Raw genomic sequence first — 21,944 nt, 5'->3', positions numbered from 1 at the left:
CAAGGATTTCTCTGTCTCGTGCATGTGAAAACCTCAAAGGGTGGGTGGCGCCATACCATAACTTTTCCTATGCACCTCGCGTCCAGGTATGACGTGTGGGTGCCTGAGCTCACAAAGGAGCGCACTACTCATGGCACAGTTCACTACTGCTGCTGCAAATCCACACAAGCCTTTCACGGTACCCGCCGGAACCCCAGCTGGTGCTGCTATGCGCGAGTTGGAATTGCCAAACAAAGGCCCCGAAGCCATCGTTTGCATCAAGGATGTTGAGGGAAACCTGAGGGACCTGTCCTTCGTTCCCGACACTGATATGGACGTCACCCCAGTTCCCGCAAACACTGAGGAAGGCCGTGGCGTCATCCGCCACTCAACCACACACGTGTTGGCTCAAGCTGTGCAATTAGAGTTCCCCGGTACCAAACTTGGTATCGGCCCAGCCATCGACAACGGCTTCTACTACGACTTCGATGTAGCTGAACCATTCACCCCAGAAGATCTTCAGCGTATTGAAAAGCGCATGAAGAAGATCATTAAGCAGGGTCAAAAGTTTGAACGTCGCGTTTACGCTGATCAAGCTGATGCTGCCCAAGCACTGGCAAACGAGCCCTACAAGCTGGAACTGATCGAGGACAAGGGATCCGTTGATCCTGACTCTGATGAAGCAACGGAAGTAGGAGCAGGCGAACTCACCGGCTACTACAACCTCAACCCCCGCACCGGCGAAGTTGAATGGTACGACCTGTGCCGCGGCCCTCACGTTCCTACTACGAAGTACATCCCAGCGTTCGCGCTTACCCGCTCCTCGGCAGCATACTGGCGTGGCGACCAGTCGAAGGCTGGCCTGCAGCGAATCTACGGCACCGCCTGGGAGTCCCAAGAAGCACTCGAAGAGTACCAGCACCAGCTGGCTGAAGCTGAAAAGCGCGATCACCGTCGCCTTGGCTCCGAACTCGACCTCTTCTCCTTCCCAGATGAAATCGGCTCCGGCTTCCCAGTGTTCCACCCCAACGGCGGCATTGTGCGTCTTGAGATGGAAGAGCATTCGCGTCGCCGTCACATCCAGGCCGGTTACTCCTTCGTAAACACCCCTCATATCACCAAGGGGGATCTGTTCCAGAAGTCAGGACACCTGGATTTCTATGCTGATGGCATGTTCCCTCCGATGCAGCTTGACGGCGAAATCGACGAAGACGGAAACGTGACCAAGCCTGCGCAGGACTACTACGCAAAGCCCATGAACTGCCCGATGCACAACTTGATCTTCGCATCCCGCGGCCGCTCTTATCGTGAACTTCCCCTACGTTTGTTCGAATTCGGTACCGTATACCGATACGAAAAGTCCGGGGTTATTCACGGTTTAACGCGTGCCCGTGGCTTCACGCAAGACGACGCCCACATCTACTGCACCGAGGATCAGCTTGAACAAGAGCTGACCACAGTTTTGGACTTCATCATCTCGTTGCTCCGTGACTATGGCTTGGACGACTTCTATCTTGAACTGTCCACCAAGGACCCCAACAAATTCGTTGGCTCAGACGAGATCTGGGAAAAATCTACCGCAATCTTGCAGCGCGTAGCTGATGCCTCCGGTTTAGAGCTCGTTCCAGACCCAGCCGGTGCAGCCTTCTATGGCCCGAAGATTTCCGTCCAGGCTCGTGACGCTATTGGCCGAACCTGGCAGATGTCGACCGTACAGTTGGACTTCAACTTGCCTGAGCGTTTCAACCTGGAGTACACCGCCAACGACGGTGCCAAGAAACGCCCAATCATGATTCACCGTGCACTGTTCGGCTCAATCGAACGATTCTTCGGAGTTCTTCTGGAGCACTACGCTGGGGCATTCCCCGTGTGGCTTGCTCCGCATCAGGTTGTGGGTATCCCGGTTGCTGATACGTTCTCCGAGCATTTGGAGAAGATAACCCAGCGTCTTCGCGATCAGGGTATCCGTGCGACGGTGGATACTTCCGACGATCGTATGCAGAAGAAGATTCGTAACCATACTCAGGGCAAAGTTCCGTTTATGTTGCTTGCAGGTGCCCGAGATGTGGAGTCAAACGCCGTTTCCTTCCGTTTCTTAGATGGAACTCAGGTAAACGGGGTGCCGGTTGATGCCGCTGTTGAACTTGTTGCTGAATGGGTGCGTTCTCGCACGAACGTTCAGCCAAGTCAGCAGAATGTTTCTGAACAGTTGGGCACCCATTAAATTTGCTTTAAGCAGGCCTTAGTCTCTGACTAAGGCCTGCTTTTTTAGTGCCCTCTAGCGTCGAGCAAAAAGACAACCTTGGTTTAAAAAGGGGGTGGTCACGGGGGTAAACTGACGGTCTATTGGCGAACGCTATTGGAGAAAGCTGTAAGGACTAACAGTGCGTTGAGGTTTCCGATTTTGGGGAAAGTGGACAAAAGTTAGTTGTCTTTTAAGGTAATTCAGTTTGGTTTTTAAGTTGTTCCTTATGTGTCTCGCACTCGTGCACAAATCTTTCATCTGTAGCCCTGCGGCGGGGGTGGCAGAAAAAATTTTTTAACGACAGTTTTCGACTGGATTTAATAAGACGGAAATTTCCATGTTTATTACAATTCTGCAGGTTATTAGCTTGTAGAAAGGTTGTCAAAGATGTGTCGGGCCTTTTGTTGACACAAACTACTAATTTGTTGACTGTGTCTACATTTTTTGACAAGGATCACTTTTATTTGATGTTGTTTTTTTGAGCACTTTCTTAGCTAAGTGACCAAAATGCTCGTGTCCCTGAGCTTTTAGCTCATTTGTCAGACTTTACAAGCGAGGTGCTATAACCCATGGACACCAAGATTCGGCGTAATCTAGCCCTAATTTTCGCCACTGTTGGCATCGCACTACCCTTCGGTGTCAGCCACTTTGATCAAGACGTGAAGGATGAGACGTCTTCATTGTCCTACCAGGCTGCATCACCTCAATTCCCAGGTGTGCCTGTGCATTTCACGAATCTCAGGACGGTTGATCCCGCCGGTCTGAGCTCGATGATTACTGCGCAAGTCAATGGACACCGCTTGATTCACGGCAAGAAATCAGTCAATCAAGCTTCAGACCTGGATGCCAGCGCTCAGCAATGGGCTGATCACTTGGCTCGTACCGGCGAGTTCTATCATGATAGCGATGGTCGGAACATGTGCTCCCATGGCTTCTGGCATGGCGAGAATATTGCCGTGACCTTCCGTGACCAGCCTGAACGTGCATTTGGTATGTGGGTGGGAAGCCCGGGCCACAATGCGAATCTCCTGGGTGGTGGCTACCGTGAGGTAGGCCACGGCGTGGCGATCTATCAGACCGGTAAGTACAAAGGTCAGCCAATTGTTGTGCAACGTTTCCGCTTAGAACATAGCTGCACGATCCCTGATGCTCCACAAGCAACACGGGGCACTCTCGGATTGCTCAGCTCCTAGCGCTTCTGACGGCTGACGTCCCTTAAAGGTTGGGTGTGGGTTGGTGCTGAAATGACCTGTGATGATTCCCGGATTACAGTGCATGCGCACTATCCCCACCATTCCTTAAATCCAGAACGTTAGTAATAATTTGGTGCTCTTGTGACGTCGTTTTCTAGGCGCTCACATACGCACTGTTCGATCCATACCGCAGGTTTCTTGGCAATGTCTGCGCAACAATATTGCTATTTTTTCTTCAAAACTTCGCGGTGCACCAAGCTGTTTTCGGGCGAAAGAGCAGGGTCAATAACGAAAAATGCCTCATTTTTTCACGAGGGTATAGATTTGAATAACTCTCGTTTCCCGCGATAGTGTGTTCAAGAACCAAATGGTGGGTAATGGTTAAGTAAATTCAATAGGGCGACCGTAGCAAAATATTTTACGAATAGGCTTTCGGCGATCTATCACTACGTACTCGCTGGCCTCGGAAACTAGAATTTGTATTTTTCTCGTTATTGACTACTGGCCTTTGCTTATGGTGATAACGAGGCATTACATGCGTGGTGTAGCTTTCAATTTCAGTCTCAATTGTTGAGTGTTGATCGGGTATTGATCGGGAGCTTGGGCTACGAATTTGTCAGCGGGGTGTCAACCTCTCACCTAGGGCTTCTCAGACTGGAGGTGACCATAGAATCAGTCTTCTACCTGCGATTTATTTGGGCATGCCAGACCCAGTTCTTCGCGGGAGGGCGCCTGGAAATGGCAGAGCGATCGTGTGGTGTTGCGTCGTGTGCACGTGCGTAATCGCTCGTATTTTATTATTTCGTTATAATGCTTTTGGTGTGATTAAGTAGCTTCGGAACTTCCCTGCATAACACACATCTTTGTTGGACGTTTATGGTTTCCTTTTGCTGCTTGTGTTGTACAGCGCAAGTATCAGAGCTGGTCGCGGCTCGTTCCTACACATTCGAGGTTGGACTAGCAGGAGGTAATGCTTTCAACGGGGATGGTTTTGAAAAAGTTCTCCCCATGTGTGTGATGGTTTAACGCATTCTGTTTGTTGATTTCGGGGGTAGGGCATTGTTTTAGGCCGTAACAGGCCGGGGGAGAGGGGGTGAATTGGATGTACAGGTGGAGGTCGGCAGCTGGCTACTTTCAGGTTTCCCATCGTGCGGGTGTTGTTGAGCTTCCTTCGCAGCGGTGTGAAAAGTAGTGGGCCGGATCAAAGCCCTTTGATAGGCCCGCAGACAAAAGTCCTATGGTGTGGATTTAGTTCATAGCACTGTGTGGTTGACACTGCCTAGGGTAGTGGCTACTCGGGATAAAATGGGTTGGTGCTGCGTGGCCAGAATGCTTTTCGCATTGGGTGCAGACTAAGATAGTCGGAATACTCATTCTCTTGTGCCGCGTGGGCGTGCGCTGCGTGTTTGGTGCGCGGAGGGCTCCTTGTTATCGGCAGAAACGGAAAAATAATGACCAGCGAACAGGATTTTTGCGATCAGGGTGTCGGTATCCCTGACCGGTTGGAACGGCTGTGGGCTCCGTACCGTATGAATTACATTGTGAACAAAGGGGCACAGCACGAAAGTTCACCGAAACGCAAAAACCCTTTCGTTGAGATTCCACAGATGAGTGACGAAGAAGGTTTGATTGTTGCTCGTGGTGAACTGGTCTATTGTGTTCTCAACTTGTACCCCTACAATTCGGGCCACATGATGGTGGTGCCTTATCGCCAGGAGCCGAATTTAGAGAATCTTTCCGTGGCGGAGTCTGCTGAGCTAATGGCTTTCGCGCAGACTGCGGTGAAGGTGTTAAAGCGGATTTCACAGCCAGATGCGTGCAATGTTGGTTTTAACTTAGGTCGTTCGGCAGGGGGAAGTGTGGGTGAGCATCTTCATTTGCATATTGTTCCGCGCTGGAATGGGGATGCGAATTTTATGACGGTTATTGAAGGGACGAAGGTGTTGCCGCAGTTGTTGCGGGAAACCCGTTCGTTGCTCGCTCAGGGGTGGGCTTCGTTAGTTGCGGAAGAACCGTTGACTCCAGGGGTTGCCCGTGCTTAGTGTGAAGGGGCGTAAGCCTGCTGCTGTTGTGATGGAGCCTATCGCGCGTGGGTTGTTGCGGATGGGTTTAAGCCCGAATGCTGTGACGATTGTGGGCGCTGCGTGCACGATTGCTATTGCGGTCGTGTTGATTCCGATGGGGCATTTGTTTGCTGCTGCTGTGTTGTCGGGTGTGTTTGCGGCCTTTGACATGGTGGATGGAACGATGGCTCGTATGAAGGGGTCGGGGACGAAGTTTGGTGCCACGCTTGATGCAACGTGTGATCGGATTACGGATGGCGCGTTGTTCGCGGCTATTACGTGGTGGCTGGTTTTTGGTGTGCAGGCGCATGGGTCAGTGATTGCTGCGAGTTTTGTGGTGTTGGTTGCTTCCCAGGTCATTTCGTATGTGAAGGCTCGTGGTGAGGCGAGTGGTTTGACTGTGGTGGGCGGGCTTATTGAACGCCCTGAGCGGTTGATTCTTGGTCTGTTGGGTGTTGGCTTGAGCGGTTTGGGCGTGCCGTTTGCGCTTGAGGTTGCTCTTTGGTTGCTTGCGGTGGGCAGTGTTGTCACGGTTGTGCAGCGGTTGATGTTCGTGGCTCGCGATGAGCATGCGAAAGATGCGTGTGCGGCTCCTGCTGGTGCGAAGGAGCATCCGCAGGTTGAGAGTGGTTCGCAGCGGTAGTTTCGGGCAACTGTGCTTGTGTGTGGGGATGCGTGTCGACGTCGTCAGGCATTCTCGTACCGTTGCGGTTGGGTGAATGGGTGTTGTGTGGGGTTTTTTATAAGGAGCGGTATGAAGCGGTTGGGTTTGGTTTCGTGGGCAGATGTGAAGTCTGCTGTGAGTGCGCAGGGGTATCTGTTGGGGTGGAAGTGTGTAGGTTGGTTGCCGTTGCCTGTGGCGGCGTGGGTTTTTCGCGTGGGGGCTGATTGTGTCAGTGATCGGGGGCGGGGGATGGATCAGTTGCGTCGTAATTTGTCGCGTGTGGTGGGGGCGGAGAATGTGACACGTGAGTTGGTGCGTGATTCGGTGCGTTCGTATACGCGCTATTGGTTGGAGGCTTTCCGGTTGCCGAAGATGTGTGATGATCCTTCATTGGTGGAGCGGATGGATCGCACGATTGAGGGTAAGGAGCATTTGCTTGCTGCGACGCAGAAGAAGTCGGGGACGGTGATTGTGCTGTCGCATTCGGGCAATTGGGATATGGCGGGATTGTATTTGGTGCGCACCTGTGGGAGATTTAGCACGGTTGCTGAGCGGTTGAAGCCGACTGAGGTTTTTGATGCTTTTGTTGATTTCCGCACGAAGCTGGGGTTTGAGGTTCTTCCACATGTGGGGCCGGAGGGCGAATCCCCCTATCCAGTGTTGGTGGAGCGTGCGCGTGAGGGCGGGATTGTGTGCCTGTTGGGTGAGCGGGATTTGAAGGGTAGGGGGGTTGAGGTGGAGTTTTTTGGGGAGAAAACGACGATGCCGATTGGTGCTGTGCGTTTAGCGCAGGAGACAAATTCGACGTTGCTTGTGGCCCATACGTGGTTTTTGGGTTCGGATACTCAGCCGGAGTGGGGGATTCGTATTTCAGCACCTGTCGATACTTCTGATCTTGTGTCGGCTGTGCAACAGCAGGCGCGGTTGATTGAGGAGAATATTGCGAAGAATCCTGTGGATTGGCATGTGTTACAACCCTTATGGATAGCGGATCGTGATCGGAGGCCGGTCCAGAAGTAGGCGAAGCAACACGCGACCAAGTTGCCTGAAAAATTGACAGGTAAGTAAACGAAGGCGCACTGCATCCTGTTCGAAAAGCTTCATGCAAAAGTAGGGTGCAACAGTGGTTTATTAGTGGTGAGTGTGGCGATTGTGGTGGCGTATACACTGGTGGGGAATTTCACCTGTGGGTTCGTTGGAGTGTATCCGCTTGTGTTCGGTGTGTGATGGATACACTGGGAGGAATAATTGCGGAAGTCTGCTTTTTCTCATGCAACGTTAAAACACTGGTTGTTGTATGAGTAAGTGCGTGGGCTGTTCGTGAGTGATGCGTTGGTTCGTGGTTTTTTGCCGGGTTACAAGGAGTACAAGTTATGCGTATTGGGTTTGTGTGCCCCTATTCTTTTGATGAACCTGGTGGTGTTCAAGCCCATATCCTTGATCTTGCGCATGTGTTGATTGATTTAGGCCATGAGGTGAAGGTGATTGGGCCGTGTTCTGCTGATACGGTCGTGCCTGATTTTGTGGTCAAGGGTGGCAAGAGTGTGGGGATTCGCTATAACGGGTCGGTGGCGCGTTTGAGCTTTAGTCCGCGTACGTTCCGGCGTGTTCGTGACTTTATTGCGGATGGTGATTTCGATATTGTGCATATTCATGAGCCGAATTCGCCGAGCTTTTCTCTTGCGGCACTGATGGTGGCGGAGGGTCCCATTGTGGCGACGTATCATGCGTCGTCGTCGGGGTCGAAGGCGTTGAAGGTGGCGTTGCCGGTATTGCGTCCGTTGCTGGAGAAGATTCACGGTGGTATCGCGGTTTCTGAGATGGCGAGACGGTGGCAGGTGGAGCAGTTAGGTGGGGACCCGGTGTTGATCCCCAATGGGGTCTATACTGCCCTTTTTCATGAGCGTTTCCGTGCCGTGGCTTCGGATAAGAAGCCACAGGAGAAGGTTGAAATTGTTTTTTTAGGCAGGCTTGATGAACCACGCAAGGGCCTTGACGTGCTGGTGCGGGCTTTTGCTGGGTTGGAAGATCGTGCACACGTGGTTGTGATCGGTGGGGGAACCAAGCGAAAAGTGGCGGGTATGAGTTTTGTGGGTCGTGTGAGTGATGAAGAGAAGGCGGAAATTCTTGCCCGTGCTGATATATATGTGGCACCGAATGTAGGTGGTGAGAGTTTCGGCATTGTGTTGGTTGAAGCTATGGCGGCGGGCTGTGCTGTTGTGGCGAGTGATCTTGAGGCGTTTGCTGCAGTCTGTGATGCAAATGGCCCTCAACCGGCGGGTGTGTTGTTCCGGACGGGTGATTCGGCTGATTTGCGGGCGAAGTTGGACATGCTCATTGCATCGCCACAGATGCGTCAGCAGTTGGTGGAGGTTGGTCGGGCGCGTGCAGCGGTTTTTGATTGGTCTTCGGTGGTTAAGGAAGTGTTGCGTGTGTATGACACGGTTGCGGATGGCACGAAGGTGAAAGTGACCAGGAGGTTTCGATGACGCTGACGACGATGGTTGCGGTTGTCACCGCTGTAGTGGTGACTGTGCTGGTGTTTTGGGCTAGTTCGACTGCTAATCGGCTGCATCGTTTGCATGTGCGTACTGAGGCGGCGCTGAATGCGTTGCAGGCGGCTTTGGATCGTAGGTGTGCGGTGTTGGCGGCGTTGTATCCGCAGCATTGGTTGTTGGCGCATGAGGCGGAGTCGGTGAGTTTGGATTATCAGAGTTTGGAGCTGCGTGCGGAGAAAGAGCGCGCGGTGGCGTCGGCGATCGCACAGTTGGGTCAGGAACTTCCGCCGGCAATTGTGGATGCTGAGGCTCGTGTGCAGTTGGCGCATCGTTTTTATAATGACGCGGTGACCGATACGCGGCATCTTCGCGTCCAACCGGTGGTGCGGGTGTTGCGTTTGGGTGGTACTGCGCGTTTGCCGGAGTATTTTACGTTGGCAGTGTAGATTGCATAGTTCGCCCAGCAGGGAATAATGGGGGGATGTCTATTATGGTGCAGGGTCTTGAGCATTCGGTATTTTCCTCCTCTTCGCAGGGGAGTGGCTCTGGTGTTGGGGTGGGTGAGCAGGTTCGGCGTCTCCTCGCTGATTATGGTTGTGGGTCGGCGGATCGGGTGATGTGGTTTCGCGATGATCTTCGTCTTCGCGATAATGCTGCGTTTGAGTGGCTGTGTGGTGGGGGTGTGGGTGGGAAACCTGCGTCGGTTGTGGCTGTATTTGTTCTGGAGTCCCAGCAGGGTTCACGTCCGCTGGGGCGGGCTTCGAAGTGGTGGTTGTATCACAGTCTGTTTAGTCTGACGCGGGATTTGGCACAGGTGGGCGTTCCGTTTGTGGTGTGCGCTGGGGATTCTTCTGTAGTGGTTCCGGAGTTGGTGCGGCAGTTGGGGGCGAGGAAGGTGGCGTGGTCGAGGCGTTATCATGCGCCGTTGTGTGCTGTTGATGCGTCGGTGAAGGAGACGTTGAAGCAGCGTGGGGTGGTTGCGCGCAGTTGTGCTGGTTTTTTACTCACTGAGCCGTGGCAGGTGCGCACCAATCAGGGTGGGGATTATCGGGTGTATGGTCCGTTTTCGAAGAAGGCGATGCAGGTTCTTGAGCAGGAGCGTATCGACGCCCCTACTAGCTTGTCGCACACGGTTACTGCGGATCTCAGTGCTGTGCGTTCGAGTGTCGGTGGCCGTGAGGAAGCGACTATGGCAGCTGTGGATGGGTTGTGTTTGCTGCCTGCACAACGGGGTGAACCTGCGTGGGACAAGGAGTTTGCGCAGCATCACAGGCCAGGTGAAATTGGTGCGTGGGCGAGGGCGGAGGAATTTTTTAGAACTATTGGCACGCGCCACGGTGATGATGGCTATGCTTGTGGGCGCGATTTTCCTTCTAAGCAAGTGGTCAGTGGGTTATCGCCACATTTCCGTTTCGGGGAGATTTCACCGCGCGTAGTGTATGACCAGGTCATAGGTGTGGGCGGGCAGGATGCGCTTGTGTTTTGCAAGGAATTGCTGTGGCGTGATTTTGCATGGCATAGGTTGTTCCACAACCCGTTGATGGAGGTGGAGTGCATTCGCGGTGAATTTGAACAGTATCCGTGGGCGCGTTTTCCTTTAGAACTCGACGTGGTTTATCGCAGCCAGCCTGCGGGAAGCAGGGATGAGTTTCGCCTTGTGAGTGAACAGTTTTCGACCCCAGGTTCTGATTTTGTGGCTTGGGCGCGAGGAACTACTGGGATTTCGCTGGTGGATGCCGGAATGCGGGAATTGTGGCGCACCGGTGTGATGCACAACCGGGTGCGCATGGTGACCGGCTCATTGTTGACGAAGAATCTCGGTATTGATTGGCGTCTGGGCGAGCAATGGTTCTGGGATGCGCTGGTGGATGCTGATCTCGCTGCGAACCCATTTAACTGGCAGTGGGTTGCTGGTTGCGGTGATGATGCGGCCCCATTCTTTCGTATTTTCAACCCCGATACCCAAGCCAAGCGCTTCGACCCTGATGCGACCTACCGCAAGGAGTTTATTGAGGAGTTTTCGACCCCAAGCTACCCGCCACCACTAGTTGATCTGAAAGAATCACGCCGCTGCGCTTTAGATGCTTACCGTTCGTTATGAGCGTTGCGCTACAGCGCGGCGCAGCTCGCTGTAGGCGAAGCTGCAGGCGATGATTGTAAGAACTAGAATGCTGAGGTTGCGTAGCACCAGCATGGTGATTCCCGTACTAGCGGCGAAGGGAACAGTGAGCATTTCATCGTAGTGGAACGGGTAGATCACTTGCCCCATCACGGCCACCGCGCACACACCTGCGGCAAGAACATAGACGTAGCGAACAGGGTGCAGCAGTAAAGCTACTGCCAGAATAGGCCCTAACCATACGATGTACTGGGGTGAGAACACTTTATTGGCGGTTATTAGTAGGAAGATCATTGCGATAAAAAAGCTCAACGCAGCATGAGGTGTCCATGCATTCTTCCACGCCATCACAAGTGCCCACGCAATCCCTGCAAGTACTGTGCAGACCATGACAGTCGTGCTCAGTTGCAACCCGATGTCCACCCCAGGGCCTGTGATTTCAAAGCTTTTCGACGGCGCATACCACACCGCATAACTACCCGAGTGGTCCTGACTTGCGGCAAACATAAAGGGAGTAGCGGCAATGGATTCGATCTGCAAACCCCGCTCGTCTTGATACTCCAAAGGGGACGTCAGGCGGGAAAAACCACCGGTGACTGCTACCAATGCACCCAGTATTACCAAGCTGAAAGAAAACCATCCCAAGGAAACGTAGGTTGAACGGTTTTTCCACCCAGACACTAATCCAGCGGTCAAGGCAACCGGCCACAGCTTAATCATGGTAGCTAAAGCCAAAAGCGCACCGCTGACAGCAGGTCGGGTAAATAACGAAAGCCCCGCTAATGCCACAATAACCGCAGGGTAGAGATCAAGGCGGTGGACAAAAGTGGCACCAGTAGCAGGGGCAAAAACAATCCACATCAGCGCCGCAGAAATAATAGTGCAACTCGAAGACGCGGAAACCCCGCGTAACAAAACGGCGAAGAATACGGCGTCGATAAGCAAACAAGCCCCTATAAACTGCGGCAAGTACTGCTCAATCGAACCATCAGTGAAAAAATACACAAGATGAGCCGGCCACACCCCAACCGCCGGATACTCCCGCATCGCCTCCGGCGCCAACCCCGAAACCCCCAAAAAATAATAGTGAACATCACCCGTTGTCCACTCATTCATGCTAGTCAACCGCAACAACAACACGCGACTGATCAACCACGCACCCCACAACACCGCGCCAATACCGACACCGAGCCTCGGCCGGGGAAAACCTAAATTCCCCACTTTATCAGGCGAAACAGTAGAAACATCGCCTTGGGCGGGGGAAGTATCGGGGAGCGATTGAGGAATAGTCACAATGGTGAAGAGTACTTTCGAAAACAGTGTCAAGCGAAAAACACGGCACCCACACTCCCACCCCACGAACCTGGGCACCGCCACAATGAAAAATAATTCATTGATTCAACACAGCTTGCACCATCACGCACACCCCGTCAAGATCGAAAAACAAAGAGGGGGGTACAAACAAAGCACAGCGAGCTTTCTACGAAGAAGAGCTCAACGCCTTTTCCACATCCACAGGCGGACCCAGATGCAGCAACACAGTAAACACGAACGCCACCAGCACTACACCGACCACTACCGCACGCACTGGATTCCGCACCACAAGCGCTAAAACCTTCTCCGCGACAGTGCGAGGCTGCTCACCATCACGGAAGCGCCAATCCTGGTCCAACAAACCCTTCTTTTCGGCCAGCAGCATGAACGGCAAAGCCGCAAAAGGAATCGCTGACACTGCAACACCCAGCACACCCCAGGAAGCTGGCCAGGAATTATTTACCCAAATAGCGAGAGTGAAAATAACAAAGCACAAGAAACCGAAACCATGAATGCCACCAGCAATCGGAACAACCGCCGCAGTGGTGGAGGAATACTTCAAGATCATGCCAATAATCAGAAAAGACCAGGTAAACATTTCCCCAATCGCCACAGCCTTATGCACACGGCGAGGATGCATAAAACTAAACGTGGGCGATTTCGACTCGGCTGCGAAAGAATTCATGCACACAACAATGACAGACTCGCGCAAAGAAAACCAGCTTCAGCGCGCTCACGGCCAACAAATACATCGAGCTGACCGATCCACACTCAACCCATCGGTTGAGTAACAACCCACCGACATGCCCCATACAGTGGAAAACGGGCCACGATAGACGACTCACGCACAAACGCAACCGAGAATAGTGGCGAAAAAGTAGCTCTTTAAAGCAGCAACTTCAATGAACAACGCCGTGTGAGAATAACCAAGATACCGCGACTTAACAGCAAAGAATACGGATTCATCCCCCCGCGTGTAGCCCCTGTACTTCAGGGATTGATGATCAGCTTCGTTAGGATGAACGAAGACTTACACGCTGCCACCACCTTCCATCAAGTACACACGCATGAGCGCGTAATCTATTCACGGTAGGTGGGAAAGGTCAGTAGTGTCGGAAAGTGACAGTGCATAACTATGACAACACTGGAGACAAAGAAAGCTAAAAGTCCCATGAACGTAACCGCCCCACACTTTTCTGAAGGCGCAGGCATCGCCGACATCCTCACCTTAGAAAAGATCGACCCGGGCCTCTACCGCGGACCCGTCATCCCCTCCTTGCTCACCCGCACATTCGGCGGGCAGGTAGCTGCCCAAGCGCTGTCGGCTGCAGTCGATAGTGTCGACCCAGAATGTGCACTGCATTCACTTCACGGATACTTCGTCGGACCTGGTGATTCCACCAAACCCACCATTTTCCATGTGGATACCGTGCGGGATGGCCGCAGCTTCCGCAGTCGCCAAGTAACCGCTGTACAAAACGGCGAAGCAATATTCATCATGAACTGCTCTTTCCACCGCCGCGGTGACCTAGGCCTTGAGCACAGCGACGAAATCCCCGACGTGCCCAAACCACACGACATTCCAGTGGACTACGATGCGCTACCCGAAAGCGCGCAAACACTGTTGAAATCGTGGACCGAATGGGACTTTAGGATCGTCAACACCGCCGACTACGACGGACGCACCCACGCGCGCCAACTCGTCTGGTTCAAATCCAAAAAACGACTGCCAGATATTGAACACTTCCACCAGTGCACCTTGGCCTATATGTCCGATATGACCCTGCTGTACACAGCACTCGTGCCCCATCCAGGTGCAGAAATCCAAATGGCCTCACTCGATCACGCCATCTGGTTCCTGCGCCCATTCCGCGCCGACGAATGGCTGCTCTACGACCAAATCACCCCATCCGCCCACGCCGGTCGTGCGCTCACACACGGGCGAGTATTCAACGAAACAGGCGACCTTGTTGCCATTGTTACCCAAGAAGGACTGACCCGCAACCGCGCCAAAGGTGTGAGTATCCTCCCGATGACTCAAGCAAACCCCGCCACCACATAGCCGGATAAAACCCGACAAACACACTAGAGGTAGGGGTGAGGGCACCTTTTGCCGTATAATTTTTATTTCGTCAGAGCACATCGGAGAAACTAGAAAAATTCTAGGGACACATTCTCACGATATTCCCAGCTACAACGAGCAGAAAGGGACCCAATGGCAGGCCATTCTAAATGGGCAACCACCAAGCACAAGAAGGCAGCGAACGATGCCAAGCGCGGCAAAGAATTTGCCAAGCTCATCAAAAACATCGAAGTAGCTGCACGCACCGGTGGTGGCGACCCATCCGCCAACCCAACGCTCGACGACATGATCCGCAAGGCAAAGAAAGCCTCCGTCCCCAACGACAACATCGAACGCGCCCGCAAGCGTGGCTCCGGTGAAGAAGCCGGTGGTGCCGACTGGCAAACCATCATGTACGAAGGTTACGGCCCCAACGGCGTTGCAGTGCTGATCGAATGCCTCACCGACAACCGCAACCGTGCCGCCACCGAAGTACGCACCGCCATGACCCGCAACGGCGGCAATATGGCCGAGTCCGGCGCAGTGTCCTACATGTTTGAACGTAAGGGCGTTGTCCTCGTCAACAAGGGTGAGCTCAGCGAAGACGACGTATTGATGGCTGTGCTCGACGCCGGCGCTGAAGAAGTATCCGAAGTAGGCGACAAGTTCGAAGTTCTCTCGGCACCAGGCGATATGCCAGCGGTGAAAGCAGCCCTAGAAGAAGCAGAGATTGAAGTCGAAGATTCCGATTCCGACTTCCGCGCCTCTGTAGAAGTTGAACTCGGTGTTGAAGATGCGAAGAAGATTTTCAAACTGATCGACGCCCTCGAAGACTCCGACGATGTTCAAAACGTGTTCACCAACATGAACCTTTCTGAGGACGTACTCGCAGCCCTCGAAGCAGAGTAAAATCTATCCTTCGTCTAAAGTTTCCCACAGGCCCCAACCGTGCTCGAAGATGCACAGTTGGGGCCTGTAGCTATCGCTGCTTTCACGCTGCGTAGGCGAGGCAGTGGGAGCAAAGCAAAATCGCGAAGCTGTCCTAGCACACCAAGCAGTACAAAGCCCGCATTTTTAGCACTACTGTGCTAAGTTATATACCAATTGACTTACTTAACAAGGCAGGAAGCGCCGATACGTTCGCACGCCACAACAACGGTGAACATGTGAATGCCGATGCCCAAAGCCCCAAGCTCGTGAAAAGGAGGTGGCGGAACGATGAATGTCGTATCCATCGAAGGAATGCGCGTCATGGGAATCGACCCTGGGCTTACCCGTTGTGGCCTTTCCGTCGTGCAAGCAGGCCGCGGGCGAAGTGTTATTCCAGTAGCCGTCGGGGTGGTACGAACCCCAGCTGACGCCGATCTTGCCCACCGTCTCCTCGAACTCAGCGACTCGGTCAACGAATGGATGGATGAATACCAGCCCGACGTCGTTGCAATCGAGCGCATCTTTGAACGAGGAAATGTCTCCACTGTCATGAACACCGCCCATGGCGTAGGTGTCCTCATGCTCGCCGCCGCACAACGCGGCATCGACGTACATATGTATACCCCCAGCGAAGTAAAAAAGGCTGTCTCCGGAAACGGTCGCGCTGACAAAAAGCAAATGACCAGCATGATCACGAGGATCCTCGGGCTGACTGAGGCACCGAAACCAGCTGACGCTGCCGACGCACTCGCGCTTGCAGTATGCCATTGCTGGCGTGCCCCCGTACTCGCTATGCATAAAGACAATGCCGAACGAGCCGCAGCCCAAGCAAAACGCACCCAAGGGATACTTGGTCAAGCCAAACAAGCACAAGCCCGAAGCCACGGTCGCCAATCCCAACACCACATGATCGAAGGCATGGCCACCAGATCCCCCATGTCAGGTGGCATGACCCCTGAACAACTCAAAGCCCAGCTACAGTCACAAGCACAGGTGCGTGGAGCATGGCGTCGATAAGCGCTGAATAACTAACACTCGCACACCTTTTTATTCACGAAAGAAACCCCAGCACACCATGATTGTTTCACTCCGCGGAACCGTAATCGATATTGCACTCGGTAGCGCCGTCATCGAATGCAACGGCGTAGGCTACCAAATCCTCGCAACGCCCCACACGCTCAGTCAGCTTGTGCGCGGAGAAGAAGCACGCGTGCTTGTAACCATGATCGTGCGCGAAGACGCACATACTCTCTACGGATTCCTCGACGCAGATAGCCGCGCCCTGTTTAGCCTCCTGCAAACCGTCTCAGGCCTTGGCCCGAAACTCGCACTCGCCGCGCAATCAGTACTGAGCGCAGCCGAGCTTTCAGCAGCTATCGCTCACGGCGACTCTAAAACCCTGCAAAAAATCCCAGGCGTGGGCAAACGCATGGCAGAACGCATGGTAGTAGATCTCAAAGACAAGGTTACAGCCTTCACTACCGCTGCAGTAGACACCGCAACCACCGCCCACGCGCCGATGGCTGGAAACGCTCTCGTTGTGGCCGAGCAAGTGATTGAAGCGCTCGTCGGCTTGGGCTTTAGTGAAAAAATTGCTGAACCTACCGTCACAGCAGTGCTCGCCGAAAACCCCGATATCAACACAGCCCAAGCGCTCCGCACCGCACTGGCAGCGTTGGGCACAAAATAAAACACGTGCACAATCATTGCACAAACCTCATGGAATAAGGTTGAACTGTAAAGTTGGACCCAGCTTATAAGCAGTAATTCACCGTACACACTAAGGCACAAAGAACAATGGCGAGCGTAGAAAAAACAGAGTTCGTGGTTCCCGAACCACACCCACAGAATCGGGCAACCCACGACCCATCCGCGCCCGCACACGGTTTAGGGCGCGATGCGGAAGCAGCAGTGGATGCGCGCCAACACAGCGGTGAAAATGATATTGAAACCACCCTTCGCCCACGAAGCCTCGGTGAATTTATCGGGCAGCCCAAAGTACGCGATCAGCTCAATCTCGTGCTCACCGGTGCAAAAAATCGTGGAGTGACCCCTGACCACGTGTTACTTTCAGGCCCGCCTGGGTTGGGTAAAACCACCATGGCAATGATTATCGCCTACGAACTCGGCACCTCCTTACGCATGACCTCCGGCCCCGCCTTGGAGCGAGCAGGGGATTTGGCTGCCATGTTGTCGAACCTGATGGAAGGTGATGTGCTCTTTATCGATGAAATTCACCGTATGGCACGCCCGGCCGAAGAAATGTTGTACATGGCAATGGAGGATTTCCGCATTGACGTGATCGTGGGCAAAGGACCTGGCGCAACCTCCATTCCTCTAGAATTAGCACCATTTACCCTCGTGGGGGCGACCACCCGCTCCGGCATGCTTACCGGCCCATTGCGGGATCGCTTTGGTTTCACCGCGCAAATGGAGTTCTATAACACCGAAGATTTAACCAAAGTGGTTACCCGTGCGGCGAAAATCATTGGGGTCAGCATCGACCCAGATGCGGCAGTCGAAATTGCTTCCCGTTCTCGGGGCACCCCGCGCATTGCCAATCGTCTGCTGCGTCGTGTGCGTGACTATGCGGAAGTGAACTCCAATGGTCACATCGACCTTGCCGCTGCGCAGGCTGCACTCGTTGTGTTCGACGTAGACGAAATGGGGCTCGACCGCCTCGACCGCGCAGTGCTTGAAGCACTCATCAAGGGACACGGTGGTGGCCCAGTAGGTGTCTCGACCTTGGCAGTAGCAGTGGGTGAGGAGCCTTCGACAGTGGAAGAAGTCTGCGAACCCTACCTCGTGCGTGCCGGCATGATTAGTCGCACCGGACGCGGCCGTGTGGCTACTGCCGCTGCATGGCTCCACCTTGGCCTCGAACCTCCTGCTGGGATCATGAACACTCTATACTGATCACCGTTCGAGTTCGCATGCGCTCAGAGCAGTTTGTTGTGTGAGTGTTGAGCTCGCACTTTTGGTGGGTCTTTGGCAAACTTAATCACCATGGATTCAATTATTTTGCTATTGCTGATCTTGGCTGCCGTCATGGTTCCCAACATCATGATTCAGCGCAAGCAGCGTCGTCGTCTCGCAGAGATCCACCAGATGCAGGAAGACCTCAAGATTGGCGATCAGGTGGTAACCACCGCAGGGCTCTATGGAGTTGTGACAGGTATTGAAGAAACTCGTGTCGAACTGGAGATTGCACCCCAGGTGCGCACGTGGTGGGAGCGCCTTGCGGTTGTGCGTAATGTGACCAATGAAGAGCTCAAGTCCACCGCATCTGTAGACGACACCCAGCCAACCGTTGAATAGAATAAGTAGCCTGGTGGTGCGCTGTGCTGGCGCACGATGAGGTATCAGATACTTGTACTCAGCTTTTCGACGCCCACACATCCTCATTGACTCTCGCGGCAATCCCCCCTAAACGTGGGTGAGGGTAGGCTTAGCTGTGGCCTTGTTGCTGCGTGTTGCTCTCTATCGGCATAATCGCGAGTGGAAATCAGCGAACCTTCTGTGAAAAATCTTAAGGTGTCCTGATTGTGCCGTAGCATGGTCGATGAAACATTTATTGCCCCACACTGTCATATTCGCCTGCGTGGATATGGATGTGTTGGTGGCAGTCCTGCATTCTTACTCGTACCCACCTAGTCGTGGGTTCGGGGATGTAGTGTGGTGCGGATTCGACACCGCACGGTGGGTTTCGGTTTTAAAGTGCAGTAGCGTGCTGTCTATTGTGAATTAAGAAAAATAACTTTCATTTCTCATACAAGGAGATTGTTCATTGGCTTCGTCATCCCGAAGCGGCGGGACTCGATGGGAAACATGGCCCCGTAAGGCCATTGCTTTTTTCATTGTGCTCCTCGTCTCGATTTATGCCCTGATATTCCTCACCGGTGATCGCAGCGCTACACCAAAGCTGGGCATTGACCTGCAAGGTGGTACCCGTGTCACTCTTGTTCCTCAGGGAACTGAGCCGACCCACGAGCAGCTTAACCAGGCGCGCAATATCTTGGAGAACCGCGTTAATGGCATGGGTGTGTCCGGCGCCAGTGTTGTTATCGACGGTAAGACCTTGGTGATCACTGTCCCAGGTGAGGATACTTCCCAGGCTCGTGCTGTGGGCCAAACCTCGCAGTTGTTCTTCCGTCCAGTGGCGCAGCCGGGCAATGCTGATCTGACTCAACTGTTGCCAGCAATTGAAGAGATGGCTAACCGTTGGGTTGCCGCCGGTGTAGCTACTGCCGATCAACTCAAGCCAAAACTTGAAGAGGCAGAAAAGAACTTCAAGGCAGCTCAAGAAGCAGCTGATGCTGAGAAGAAGGAAGGCGAGCAGGAAGCCGCTCCTGCTGAAAGCAAACCTGTTGAGTCGATCAAGATTACTGCTCAAGCTCCTAGCCAGCCAGCAAACTCCATTGAGTCAGCTGATCGCCGCGAGGAGATTATGAATGTGCTTAAACAGGATCGTCAATCAACCGATCCTGTGGTGCAGCTGGCAGCAGCATCGTTGATGACTTGCGATGATACCCCAGATTTGTTGCAAGGCAGCGATGACCCCGCTAAGCCATTGGTTGCCTGTGAAGCAGACAGTAATCAGGTCTATATTCTTTCCCCAGTGCCATTGTTGGTGGGTGAAACGGATGAGGCCACTGGTAAGCGTTTAACTGGCGAAGAAATCGATACCAACCGTCCGATTGCTGGTGGGTTAAACTCCCAGAGTGGCCAGATGGAAATTAACTTCGCATTCAAGTCAGATGGTGCAAGCCAAGGTTCGGCTACGTGGGCGAAGCTCACCACCGACTATCTCAAGCAGCAAGTAGCTATCACACTGGACTCGAAGATCATTTCCGCACCAGTGATTCAGTCGGCAACCCCAGTGGGCTCGGCTACTTCGATTACTGGTAGCTTCAGCCAGCAGGAAGCGCAAGACTTGGCAAATAACCTCCGTTATGGTGCGTTGCCATTGTCTTTCGCTGGCGAAAATGGTGAGCAGGGTGGTACCGCTATCACTGTTCCAGCATCTTTGGGTGTGGCATCCTTGGAGGCTGGTTTGATCGCTGGTCTTGTGGGTTTTGCACTCGTGGCGTTGTTCTCCTTGTATTTCTACCGTTTCTTCGGTGTGATTTCGCTGGTTTCTCTAGGCATGTCTGGGCTGTTTGTCTTTGGTTCGCTTGTCCTTTTGGGCCGTCTGATTGGTTATTCTCTTGATCTTGCCGGTGTGGCTGGTTTGATCATTGGTATTGGTACTACTGCGGACTCCTTCGTGGTGATTTACGAACGCATTAAGGATGAGATTCGTGCTGGTCGCACGTTCCGTTCTGCGGTTCCGCACGCATGGGAGCGAGCAAGGAATACTATTGTGACGGGTAACTTCGTCACCTTGATTGCTGCGGTTGTGGTGTACATTCTCGCGGTGGGTGAGGTCAAGGGCTTCGCCTTCACTTTGGGTCTGACTACTGTCTTCGACCTTCTGGTCACCTTCCTGTTCACCGCACCGTTGGTTATCATGGCTTCGCGTAAGCCGTGGACAGCCAAGCCTGCTGCAAATGGATTGGGTAAGGTCATGGATTTGGTCAAGCGCGAGGGGCCTATTCGGAAGTCCGAGTCCGATGCTGAACGTGCCGCCGCGTTCGCTGAGATGGAAGTAGGAAAATAACAGTGTCTTCCTCTAGTACTTTTTCAAAGATTTTTACCGGCGAAGGCGGAATTGATTTCGTAGCCAAGCGTCGTGTCAGCTACATGGTCACTCTTGCGGTGTTGGCTGTGTGCGTGTTGAGTGTTTTGCTGCGTGGTTTCAACCTGGGTATTGATTTCCAGGGTGGTACTAAGATGAACATGCCTGCGGGCACTCTTGAAACTCACGCCGTTGAGCGGGTTTTCGAGGAGGCAACCGGTGTTGATCCGGTTCTCGTTCAGATTGTGGGTTCGGGTGACACCCGCATTTTGGAAGTGAACTCTGAGCGTTTGCCGCAAGCGAAGATCGATGCTGCTCGCGAGGCATTGTTTGAAGAGTTTAAGCCTGTCGACGCCACGGGCACCCCAACTCCTGATGTGATCGGTGATTCTACGGTTTCTGAGTCGTGGGGTTCAACGATTACCAACCGTATGCTGATTTCCATGGGCGTGTTCCTGCTGGCAGTGTTCGTTTATATCGCATTGCGACTGCAACGTGAGATGGCCGTGGCAGCTGTTGCTGCTTTGGGTGTCGACCTCGTGTTCATCATTGGTGTGTATGCACTGTTTGGTTTTGAGGTGACTCCTGCCTCGGTTATTGGTTTGCTTACAGTGTTGGCCTTCTCTTTGTACGACACCGTGATTGTGTTTGATAAGGTGCGTGAGAATACGGTGAATTATTTGGGTAATAGTCGTGTCACTTATGCGGAGCATGCGAACTTGGCTATTAACCAGACTGTGATGCGTTCGATTTCGACGACCGTTATTTCGGTGTTGCCAATTCTGGCGCTGATGGTGATTGCTGTGTGGCTGATGGGTGTGGGCACATTGAAGGATTTGGCTCTGGTTCAGTTGATTGGTGTTGTCGAAGGTACTGTGTCGTCGATTTTCCTTGCCACACCGTTCTTGGTGTCGTTGAAGAACCGTACTCGTGCAACGAGGGAGCATAATGCGAAGGTGGAGCAGCTACGCGCGACTCCTGTAGGGTATGTGCACCCAGTGTGGCCGGAGCCTGAAAAGCGCACGGTTGTGTCTCCTGAGCAGCCGTCGTCTGGTACTGCTTCTTGGCGCCCTGGCACCTAGATCTTGAAAGGGATTAATCGGTGACAGTTTTCCCCTGTGCAGTGGTAGTAGCGGTTTGCTCTCCACTGCACAGGGGGTTATTTTTGTCCGGTACGTAGGCGATACCCGCACCATTTAT

The 21,944-nt window shown here is 53.2% G+C and carries 19 protein-coding genes; 16 read left to right on the top strand and 3 right to left on the bottom strand.

Annotation, left to right across the window (positions count from 1 at the left end; translation table 11 throughout):
- The first annotated feature begins 130 nt into the window (after positions 1 to 130).
- From thrS to CFELI_RS07325, 8 genes are all read left to right on the top strand, one after another.
- Positions 131 to 2,203 carry a threonine--tRNA ligase gene (gene thrS / locus CFELI_RS07360; RefSeq protein WP_277105042.1) on the top strand — a complete coding sequence of 691 codons (2,073 nt, stop codon included), beginning with the start codon at positions 131 to 133 and terminating at the stop codon, positions 2,201 to 2,203.
- A gap of 590 nt (positions 2,204 to 2,793) precedes the next feature.
- A complete protein-coding gene (locus CFELI_RS07355) occupies positions 2,794 to 3,417 on the top strand; it encodes a CAP domain-containing protein (protein WP_277105043.1) in 624 nt (207 codons plus the stop codon).
- A gap of 1,451 nt (positions 3,418 to 4,868) precedes the next feature.
- The gene (locus CFELI_RS07350) at positions 4,869 to 5,459 is read left to right on the top strand and encodes an ATP adenylyltransferase (RefSeq protein WP_277105044.1); all 591 of its coding nucleotides are present in this window, start codon (positions 4,869 to 4,871) and stop codon (positions 5,457 to 5,459) included.
- The gene (gene pgsA / locus CFELI_RS07345; protein ID WP_277105045.1) at positions 5,452 to 6,123 is read left to right on the top strand and encodes a phosphatidylinositol phosphate synthase; all 672 of its coding nucleotides are present in this window, start codon (positions 5,452 to 5,454) and stop codon (positions 6,121 to 6,123) included. The genes CFELI_RS07350 and pgsA overlap by 8 nt, the downstream gene beginning before the upstream one ends.
- Positions 6,124 to 6,234: 111 nt before the next feature.
- The gene (locus CFELI_RS07340; RefSeq protein WP_277105046.1) at positions 6,235 to 7,164 is read left to right on the top strand and encodes a phosphatidylinositol mannoside acyltransferase; all 930 of its coding nucleotides are present in this window, start codon (positions 6,235 to 6,237) and stop codon (positions 7,162 to 7,164) included.
- Positions 7,165 to 7,517: 353 nt separating this feature from the next.
- Entirely contained in the window at positions 7,518 to 8,633 is a 1,116-nt protein-coding gene (locus CFELI_RS07335; protein ID WP_277105047.1) for a glycosyltransferase family 4 protein, read from the top strand.
- A 2-nt stretch (positions 8,634 to 8,635) separates the two neighbouring features.
- Entirely contained in the window at positions 8,636 to 9,088 is a 453-nt protein-coding gene (locus tag CFELI_RS07330; RefSeq protein ID WP_277105058.1) for a hypothetical protein, read from the top strand.
- Positions 9,089 to 9,123: 35 nt separating this feature from the next.
- Positions 9,124 to 10,743, top strand: coding sequence for a cryptochrome/photolyase family protein (locus CFELI_RS07325; RefSeq protein WP_277105048.1), 1,620 nt, complete (start codon positions 9,124 to 9,126; stop codon positions 10,741 to 10,743).
- Here CFELI_RS07325 and CFELI_RS07320 read toward each other — a convergent pair.
- Both CFELI_RS07320 and CFELI_RS07315 read right to left on the bottom strand, forming a co-directional pair.
- Positions 10,738 to 12,054, bottom strand: coding sequence for a glycosyltransferase 87 family protein (locus CFELI_RS07320; RefSeq protein ID WP_277105049.1), 1,317 nt, complete (start codon positions 12,052 to 12,054; stop codon positions 10,738 to 10,740). The genes CFELI_RS07325 and CFELI_RS07320 overlap by 6 nt on opposite strands.
- 187 nt (positions 12,055 to 12,241) lie before the next feature.
- Positions 12,242 to 12,715: a DUF3817 domain-containing protein gene (locus tag CFELI_RS07315; protein ID WP_277105059.1), complete on the bottom strand. Its 474-nt coding sequence runs from the start codon at positions 12,713 to 12,715 to the stop codon at positions 12,242 to 12,244.
- A gap of 531 nt (positions 12,716 to 13,246) precedes the next feature.
- Between CFELI_RS07315 and CFELI_RS07310 the strand changes: the two genes are divergently transcribed.
- A complete protein-coding gene (locus CFELI_RS07310; protein ID WP_277105050.1) occupies positions 13,247 to 14,137 on the top strand; it encodes an acyl-CoA thioesterase in 891 nt (296 codons plus the stop codon).
- A gap of 153 nt (positions 14,138 to 14,290) precedes the next feature.
- Positions 14,291 to 15,046, top strand: coding sequence for a YebC/PmpR family DNA-binding transcriptional regulator (locus CFELI_RS07305; protein WP_277105051.1), 756 nt, complete (start codon positions 14,291 to 14,293; stop codon positions 15,044 to 15,046).
- 200 nt (positions 15,047 to 15,246) lie between these two features.
- Here CFELI_RS07305 and CFELI_RS07300 read toward each other — a convergent pair whose 3' ends face one another.
- Positions 15,247 to 15,390, bottom strand: a complete 144-nt coding sequence (locus CFELI_RS07300) for a hypothetical protein (protein WP_277105060.1) — start codon at positions 15,388 to 15,390, stop codon at positions 15,247 to 15,249.
- On the opposite strand from CFELI_RS07300, the gene ruvC reads away from it, so the two are divergent.
- The 6 genes from ruvC (at position 15,356) to secF (ending at position 21,826) form a co-directional block, all read left to right on the top strand.
- Positions 15,356 to 16,084, top strand: coding sequence for a crossover junction endodeoxyribonuclease RuvC (ruvC, locus tag CFELI_RS07295; RefSeq protein WP_277105052.1), 729 nt, complete (start codon positions 15,356 to 15,358; stop codon positions 16,082 to 16,084). The genes CFELI_RS07300 and ruvC overlap by 35 nt on opposite strands.
- Before the next feature lie 58 nt (positions 16,085 to 16,142).
- Positions 16,143 to 16,757 (top strand): Holliday junction branch migration protein RuvA, encoded by a 615-nt coding sequence (gene ruvA / locus CFELI_RS07290; RefSeq protein WP_277105053.1) that lies wholly within the window; start codon positions 16,143 to 16,145, stop codon positions 16,755 to 16,757.
- A gap of 107 nt (positions 16,758 to 16,864) precedes the next feature.
- On the top strand, positions 16,865 to 17,983 hold the full coding sequence (ruvB, locus tag CFELI_RS07285; RefSeq protein ID WP_277105054.1) for a Holliday junction branch migration DNA helicase RuvB: 1,119 nt from the start codon (positions 16,865 to 16,867) through the stop codon (positions 17,981 to 17,983).
- 90 nt (positions 17,984 to 18,073) lie between these two features.
- Entirely contained in the window at positions 18,074 to 18,385 is a 312-nt protein-coding gene (gene yajC / locus CFELI_RS07280) for a preprotein translocase subunit YajC (RefSeq protein ID WP_277105055.1), read from the top strand.
- Positions 18,386 to 18,854: 469 nt separating this feature from the next.
- Positions 18,855 to 20,726, top strand: a complete 1,872-nt coding sequence (gene secD / locus CFELI_RS07275) for a protein translocase subunit SecD (RefSeq protein ID WP_277105056.1) — start codon at positions 18,855 to 18,857, stop codon at positions 20,724 to 20,726.
- Positions 20,727 to 20,728: 2 nt separating this feature from the next.
- The gene (gene secF, locus CFELI_RS07270; protein WP_277105057.1) at positions 20,729 to 21,826 is read left to right on the top strand and encodes a protein translocase subunit SecF; all 1,098 of its coding nucleotides are present in this window, start codon (positions 20,729 to 20,731) and stop codon (positions 21,824 to 21,826) included.
- The last annotated feature ends 118 nt before the right edge of the window (positions 21,827 to 21,944 follow it).

Source organism: Corynebacterium felinum (genome assembly GCF_030408755.1).
GTDB classification, from domain to species: Bacteria; Actinomycetota; Actinomycetes; order Mycobacteriales; family Mycobacteriaceae; genus Corynebacterium; species Corynebacterium felinum.
Note: the sequence above shows the minus strand (reverse complement) of the source record. Positions and strands in the feature narration are given on the sequence as shown.

What these genes read in the sequence shown, in the direction of transcription:
- CFELI_RS07335 (WP_277105047.1), top strand. Translation starts at nt 7,518, where the DNA reads ATGCGTATTGGGTTTGTGTGCCCCTATTCTTTTGATGAACCTGGTGGT.
- thrS (WP_277105042.1), top strand. Translation starts at nt 131, where the DNA reads ATGGCACAGTTCACTACTGCTGCTGCAAATCCACACAAGCCTTTCACG.
- CFELI_RS07350 (WP_277105044.1), top strand. Translation starts at nt 4,869, where the DNA reads ATGACCAGCGAACAGGATTTTTGCGATCAGGGTGTCGGTATCCCTGAC.
- ruvB (WP_277105054.1), top strand. Translation starts at nt 16,865, where the DNA reads ATGGCGAGCGTAGAAAAAACAGAGTTCGTGGTTCCCGAACCACACCCA.
- CFELI_RS07340 (WP_277105046.1), top strand. Translation starts at nt 6,235, where the DNA reads ATGAAGCGGTTGGGTTTGGTTTCGTGGGCAGATGTGAAGTCTGCTGTG.
- CFELI_RS07310 (WP_277105050.1), top strand. Translation starts at nt 13,247, where the DNA reads ATGAACGTAACCGCCCCACACTTTTCTGAAGGCGCAGGCATCGCCGAC.
- ruvA (WP_277105053.1), top strand. Translation starts at nt 16,143, where the DNA reads ATGATTGTTTCACTCCGCGGAACCGTAATCGATATTGCACTCGGTAGC.
- CFELI_RS07325 (WP_277105048.1), top strand. Translation starts at nt 9,124, where the DNA reads ATGTCTATTATGGTGCAGGGTCTTGAGCATTCGGTATTTTCCTCCTCT.
- CFELI_RS07355 (WP_277105043.1), top strand. Translation starts at nt 2,794, where the DNA reads ATGGACACCAAGATTCGGCGTAATCTAGCCCTAATTTTCGCCACTGTT.
- CFELI_RS07300 (WP_277105060.1), bottom strand. Translation starts at nt 15,390, where the DNA reads ATGACGCGCATTCCTTCGATGGATACGACATTCATCGTTCCGCCACCT.
- CFELI_RS07315 (WP_277105059.1), bottom strand. Translation starts at nt 12,715, where the DNA reads ATGCATCCTCGCCGTGTGCATAAGGCTGTGGCGATTGGGGAAATGTTT.
- yajC (WP_277105055.1), top strand. Translation starts at nt 18,074, where the DNA reads ATGGATTCAATTATTTTGCTATTGCTGATCTTGGCTGCCGTCATGGTT.
- ruvC (WP_277105052.1), top strand. Translation starts at nt 15,356, where the DNA reads ATGAATGTCGTATCCATCGAAGGAATGCGCGTCATGGGAATCGACCCT.
- CFELI_RS07305 (WP_277105051.1), top strand. Translation starts at nt 14,291, where the DNA reads ATGGCAGGCCATTCTAAATGGGCAACCACCAAGCACAAGAAGGCAGCG.